This is a genomic window from Halomonas sp. BC2 (assembly GCF_002078115.1).
GTDB classification, from domain to species: Bacteria; Pseudomonadota; Gammaproteobacteria; order Pseudomonadales; family Halomonadaceae; genus Vreelandella; species Vreelandella stevensii.
The window spans coordinates 71,865-77,674 of sequence record NZ_LFGT01000009.1; the positions used below are offsets into that span (position 1 = coordinate 71,865).

Genomic DNA, 5,810 nt, shown 5'->3' on the forward strand with positions numbered 1-5,810 from the left:
CGGGGAGGACGTCAAGGGGCGATGTTCGGGTCATGGACCGCCTGGGCGCCCTCAAGGCGATGCTGAAGGCGTCAGCAAAAGACCTGGCGGTCAGTGCATTCAGCCTGTTGTTGGCAACGCTTGCGGGTATTTTTGCGCTGATGGGCCCTGACCGGCGAGGCTTTGGTGCCACGGCGCTGTTCGCCTGTGCTTCCGGATTGATGCTGTTGGCCGAAACGCCTGCCAGGCAGCTGATTGCCGATGCCCCCTTGGCCTGGGACATGCTGCGCGCCGCCAGTTATTTTACCTTGCCCATTGCCATGGGGCTGCTGTTGAGCCACTGGTTGGTGGGGTCGGCCAAGCGCTGGATGGCGCGTTTCTGGCAGCTTCATCTGGGGTATCTGGTGGTGACGATGGGGCTGGTGCAGTTCGGCTTCTTGAACTTGGCCCTGACCTTTTCCGTGTTTGACGTGCTGCTGTTGCTGACGTTGCCCTGCATGCTGCTGATCACCCTGGTGGCATGGCGCCGCTTGGCGTTGGAGCAACGTTTGCTGGTGTTCAGCTTTGTAATGTTCGCGCCTTTGCTGGTGCTCGATATGCTGGTGGCCCACGGGCTGGTGGCGCTGCGGCAAGTGCCTTTGAGCGTTGGGGCGCTGGGCTTTTCGATGGCCATCGTGGGGGTCTCGCTGTGGCATTACCGTTTCACGCAGCGGCAGCTGGCGCTGGCGAACCTGACGCTGGAGGCGCAGGTGAAGTCGCGTACGGCGGAGCTGGATCAACTGGTGGACCAGTTGAAGGGATTGTCGCTCCAGGACGCCTTGACCGGGCTGCCCAATCGGCGCCACTTCGATACGCTGCTGGATGAAGAGATGGAGCGCGCCGCCCAGAGTGGGCAGCCGCTTTGCCTGTTGATGATCGACATCGATCATGTCAACAAATGTCAACAAATGTCAACAAATGTCACATCTCCTGCTGGCCTAGTTACTTTTTTAATATCTTCCTCTATAGTAGTTACATAAGCCCAATGATGGGTGCTGCCAAGGCAGTCAATAACGAGGGGGTGTGTGATGAGAAACAATGGCTATATCTCCCAGGTGAACTATCCTATTGATCCTGATGACTTTTTGATTTCACGTACGGATATCAATGGCTATATTACCTACGCGAACCCTCGGTTTATAGAGGTCAGTGGCTTTGAGATCGAAGAGCTAATAAACGAACCTCACAACGTGGTGCGTCACCCGGATATGCCGCCGGAAGTATACCGTGATATGTGGGCCACTCTGCGCGAAGGCTCCTCCTGGCAGGGCTACGTCAAGAACCGTCGCAAAAACGGTGACCACTACTGGGTGCACGCTAATGTGGTGCCAGTGATGGACAAGGGCGAACTGCAGGGGTATGCCTCGCTGCGTTCTTTCGCAAGCGAAGAAAAGGTCCGCTATTTCGAAAACATTTATCGCCAAATGCGCGAAAAGACCTGCCCTTACTATGTGAAACGCGGGCAGCTTAAGCGGCGTGGCTTGCGGGGCAAGTTGTCTTCCATTCAGTGGGAAGGGGTCAAGACGCGTTTGATGGTCGCCAGCTTTGCTAGCGTGATGCTGTTGGGCGGGGGCCTAGCGGTCACTCAGCACTTTGCGCTGGGGGGGCTGGCAGCTGGGTGTGTTGGCGCTAGTGTTGGCCGGGTTGGTGTGTGGTGTCAATGCCTTGCTGCTGGGCTCGCTGAATCGCTCGGTGCTCTCACTAAAGGATATCGCGCTGCAGTTGGCGGCAGGTAACCTGAATGCCACTATTCCCTCCCACCAGCGGCAGTCGCTTCGCCAAACGCTGGAAGCAATGCAACTGATGCGGCGCTCGCTACTGTCCACGGCCAGTGATATCCAGCGCAATATGGAAGTCATCAGCCCGGTGGTGGACCAGATTCTCAGCAATAATAGCAATATGGCGGATCGTCTGGAGCAACAGGCATCCGCTATTCAGCAAACCGCAGCCAGTATGGAAGAGATCTCCAGCACCGTGCGTCAGAGTGCTTCCAACGCAGAATTGGCAAGCAAGGCGGCAGACTCCAACCTGGCGGAGGTCAGTACGGCATCGCGATTGACCGATGAGCTGGCGCAGGTAATGGAGGCGTTGACCAAGCAGTCGGAACGCATGAAACATATGGTGCAAACCATCGATTCGATTGCCTTCCAGACCAATATCCTGGCCTTGAACGCTTCCGTGGAAGCCGCCCGGGCAGGGGAGCATGGGCGTGGTTTTGCGGTGGTGGCGCAAGAGGTGCGCAAGCTGTCCAACCAGACTGCCGAAGCGGCCAAGGAAGTGCAGCGCATGATCGTGGACACCAACCAGAGTGTTCTGGAAAGCGTGGCCCACACCCGTGAAACTCAGACGGCCACGCTGCGCATCAAGCAGGCCAGTCAGCGGGTCAACGACCTGATGGGAGAAATTAGCCGCGCCGCCAGCGAGCAGAGCGATGGAGTCGCCCAGATCGGGCTGGCCATTGCTGAGATCGACAGCACGACGCAAGCCAGTGCATCCGACATGGAGAGCTACCGCCGAGTGGCCGATGCGCTCAGTGGAGAAGCCGCTTCCTTGAGTAACAGCGTAAATGCGTTCAGGACCTCCAGCCGCAGCGCTAACACCCACCAGCTGCCTGGGCTTCGTCGACCCGATTCGCTTCGTCTCGATAGCATCAAGGGTAAGCCTGCGCTACCCGCGAAGCACGCTACGGCAGGCGACTGGGAGCAGTTCTGAGCTCACTCCTTTCTCCTGGTCCTGACACCAGCCGCTTGGGCGGCTGGTTTTTTTGTTTAGAGGGCGTTTTGCCTATCACGCTGTCCAGGGGAGGAGCAGTGTCGCCGCCTGGCCTTTGCTACGCTGAAAGAAAACCGGGAGGGTGGCGATGCACGTGCACGAGTATCAACAGTACGACGCAACGGGGCTGGCAGCGCTGATTCGTGGCGGGCAGGTGAGCCGGGAAGAGGTGCTGGAAGCCGCGCTGGTGGCCATCGAGCAGGCTAACCCGGCGCTGCAGGCCGTGGTGCGCATGCGGGTCGAGCAGGCGCGTCGTGAAAGCCAGCAGGTAGAAAGTTCGGCCTGTTTTGCCGGTGTGCCCACCTTGAGCAAGGATTTGTTGATGGCGCTCAAAGGGGAGCCCTTGGCATTCGGCAGTGCTGCGTTACGCGACTGGCGGCCTGCCGAGGATTCGCTGTTCATCCAGCGCTCGCGCAGGGCGGGGCTGGTGGTGGTGGGCCAAACGGCCACGCCGGAGCTTGGCTTGATGGGCATCACGGAGCCCAAGGCATTTGCCCACCCTGAAAACCCGTGGTGCGCAGGCTATTCGCCCGGTGGTTCCAGCGGTGGAGCGGCGGCCGCGGTGGCCGGGGGCATGGTGCCCTTGGCGCTGGCAGGCGATGGCGGCGGTTCCATTCGTATTCCTGCCAGCTATTGCGGGCTGTTCGGGTTCAAGCCTTCCAGGGGCCGCGTGCCGCTGGCGCCAGCCCATGGTGAAGTGTGGCAGGGGGCGGTCGTGGAGCATGCGATCACGCGGAGCGTGCGTGACAGTGCGGCCCTGCTGGAAGAGGTCAACGGCATGGTGCCTTCGGGCCCTTACCCGGTGCTTGCGGAACGCGGCTATGTGGAGGCGCTGTCGAAACCCTGCCCACCCTTGCGGGTGGCGATCTCTCTGGGGGAGCCTTTGGGGCGCAGTGTGGGTACACGGTTGAACCCAGAGGTGAAAATGGCCATCGAGAAAACCGCCCAGCGGCTGGAGGAGATGGGGCACACGGTAGCGTGGTGCGACCCGCCGGTCGACGGTGAGGCGCTTGCCGACAGTTACCTGACGCTCTATCTGGGCCACCTGGCGGCAGACCTGCGCTGGATCAGTCAGCAAACCGGCGTGCCGCTCGGCCGCCTGCCTCTGGAGCCTTCTACCCGAGCCATTGGCCGCCTGGGCGCCAAACTCTCTGCCTGGGAGTACGAGACGGCCAAGCGCTACTGGCACGTGGCCGCCGAGCAGATGAGCCAGTTTCATCAGCGTCATGATGTGCTGGTGCTGCCCGTGGCCGCAGACACCGCGCCTAGGTTGGGGGAGCTGTACCCGTCGGCCCTGCGCGAACGGCTGATGGCGCTGCTGGCGGTGCCGGGCCTGCCCGCGCTGGCCCTGAAGGCGGGGCTGTTGAAGCGACTGGCCGTCGATGCCCTGAGCCGTACGCCCTTTACCCAGTTGGCCAACCTGACCGGCCAGCCTGCCATGTCGCTACCGATGCACGTGGCGCAAAGCGGCTTGCCCGTGGGGGTGCAAGTGGTTGGGCGGCTGGGGGAAGACCGCCAGTTGCTGCAGTTGGCCGCCGCCCTGGAGCAGCAGGAAAACTGGCAGGCGAGGCTGCCTCGGCAAGCGTTTGCAGCTCAGGCAGGGTAAACTACGCCCCCGTCAATCGACGACCGTGATTCTATCTAGAGCTTGCTGCATGCACCCATCCTACGAACTGACCGAGGCGGGCGACCGTTATTTCGATGGTCTGGCGGAGAAATTTTCCCGCTCGCTGTATCAGGCCCCGCGTGGAGAGCTGCGCTTGGCCATGCTGGATTACCTGCTGCCTCAGATGCTGAACCTGAACGCCCAGCCGGTACTGGATGTAGGCGGCGGCCTGGGACAGCTGTCGGCCTGGCTGGCCGAGCGGGGGCATGCGGTGACCATGGCAGAGCCTTCCCAGGATATGTTGGCACACGCCCAGGCATGGCATGACCAGCGGGTCAGCGAAGGTGCTTTCAATGCCGACGCGCTGCACTACGTTGCGGCACCGTTGCAAGCGTTGCCCGTTCAAGCCCCCGGGCCCTGGCCGCTGATCACTTGTCATGCGGTGCTGGAGTGGCTGGGCGACCCGGCCCAGGCGCTGGCTACCCTGGCCAGCCTGCTGGCCCCCGGTGGCCAGCTGAGCCTGATGGTGTTCAACCGCGATGCGCTGCGCTTCTCCAACGTGGTGAAGGGCAACTTGAGCAAGGCGCTGGGCGACCAGTTGGCAGGCAAGGGGCGTCGCCAGCGCTTGACCCCCATTTCACCCATGACCCACGCGCAAGTTCTGGGCTGGGCCGATAGCTGCAGTCTGGAGATGGTCGACGTGGCGGGCATTCGTATCTTTCAGGACTACCTGCGCCAGGCCCCTGCCAGCGCTGACGACCAGGCCGCGCTCATGGCGCTGGAACGCCAGTACTGCCGCCAGGAGCCCCATTGGCGGCTGGGCCGCTATCTACTTTACACCTTCACCAAACCCGAGGCCGATGCATGAGCGCTCAACTGCCCGCCAGCCAACTTCTCGAACGTTACCATGGCCCTGCGGCTCAACTGCTGCCCATCGCTCCGCCTGCCGACGGCTGGCTGGTGGAGCGCTCTACCGCCATGATCAGTGGCGATGTGGCGCTGCGCCAGCAGTGGCAGGATGCTGGAAAGCTGGCCAGTAGCCCGCTGGCGCCCATGAATGCAGAGCCCGCTGGCCGCGTGGTGCTGTTCTGGCCCAAGGCGCATGCCTTGGGCACGTGGTGGTTGCGCTGGCTGTGCCAATGGCTCCCCGAGAACACGCCTTTCGAGATCGTGGGGGAGCACCAGGGCGGGATCAAGCGTGTGCCGAAGCTGCTGGCAGCGCTGGGCATGGGGTGTGACAAGCTGGACAACGCACGCCGCTGTTCACTGTTTGCCAGCCGCACTGTGGCGCTGCCCGAGCAGCCAGATGAGTGGCAGCGCTTCGAAGCGCTGGGCATGACGCTGGTGAGCCACCCTGGTGTGTTTGGCCATGGCAAGGTCGACGAAGGAACCTTGCTACTCCTCGACACCCTAG

General features: G+C 62.0%; 5 protein-coding genes and 1 pseudogene. All 6 read left to right on the plus strand.

Annotated features, from left to right (window positions below):
* On the plus strand, positions 1–998 hold a 998-nt coding region (locus tag B7L71_RS06740; RefSeq protein WP_139790075.1), incomplete at its 5' end, for a diguanylate cyclase.
* A gap of 48 nt (positions 999–1,046) precedes the next feature.
* Positions 1,047–1,754 carry a PAS domain-containing protein gene (locus tag B7L71_RS06745; protein ID WP_081136861.1) on the plus strand — a complete coding sequence of 236 codons (708 nt, stop codon included), beginning with the start codon at positions 1,047–1,049 and terminating at the stop codon, positions 1,752–1,754.
* Entirely contained in the window at positions 1,651–2,730 is a 1,080-nt protein-coding gene (locus tag B7L71_RS06750; RefSeq protein WP_249273210.1) for a methyl-accepting chemotaxis protein, read from the plus strand. Before B7L71_RS06745 ends, B7L71_RS06750 begins: the two co-directional genes overlap by 104 nt.
* Positions 2,731–2,878: 148 nt before the next feature.
* Entirely contained in the window at positions 2,879–4,396 is a 1,518-nt protein-coding gene (locus B7L71_RS06755; RefSeq protein WP_081136891.1) for an amidase, read from the plus strand.
* Positions 4,397–4,445: 49 nt separating this feature from the next.
* Positions 4,446–5,264 carry a methyltransferase domain-containing protein gene (locus B7L71_RS06760; RefSeq protein ID WP_081136893.1) on the plus strand — a complete coding sequence of 273 codons (819 nt, stop codon included), beginning with the start codon at positions 4,446–4,448 and terminating at the stop codon, positions 5,262–5,264.
* Positions 5,261–5,810 (plus strand): annotated as a pseudogene (locus B7L71_RS06765) (16S rRNA methyltransferase); the annotation flags it as partial. The gene B7L71_RS06760 and the pseudogene B7L71_RS06765, both read left to right, overlap by 4 nt.

Excerpts from the sequence above, each read along its gene's own strand:
- B7L71_RS06760 (WP_081136893.1), top strand. The coding sequence starts at position 4,446 with ATGCACCCATCCTACGAACTGACCGAGGCGGGCGACCGTTATTTCGAT.
- B7L71_RS06755 (WP_081136891.1), top strand. The coding sequence starts at position 2,879 with ATGCACGTGCACGAGTATCAACAGTACGACGCAACGGGGCTGGCAGCG.
- B7L71_RS06745 (WP_081136861.1), top strand. The coding sequence starts at position 1,047 with ATGAGAAACAATGGCTATATCTCCCAGGTGAACTATCCTATTGATCCT.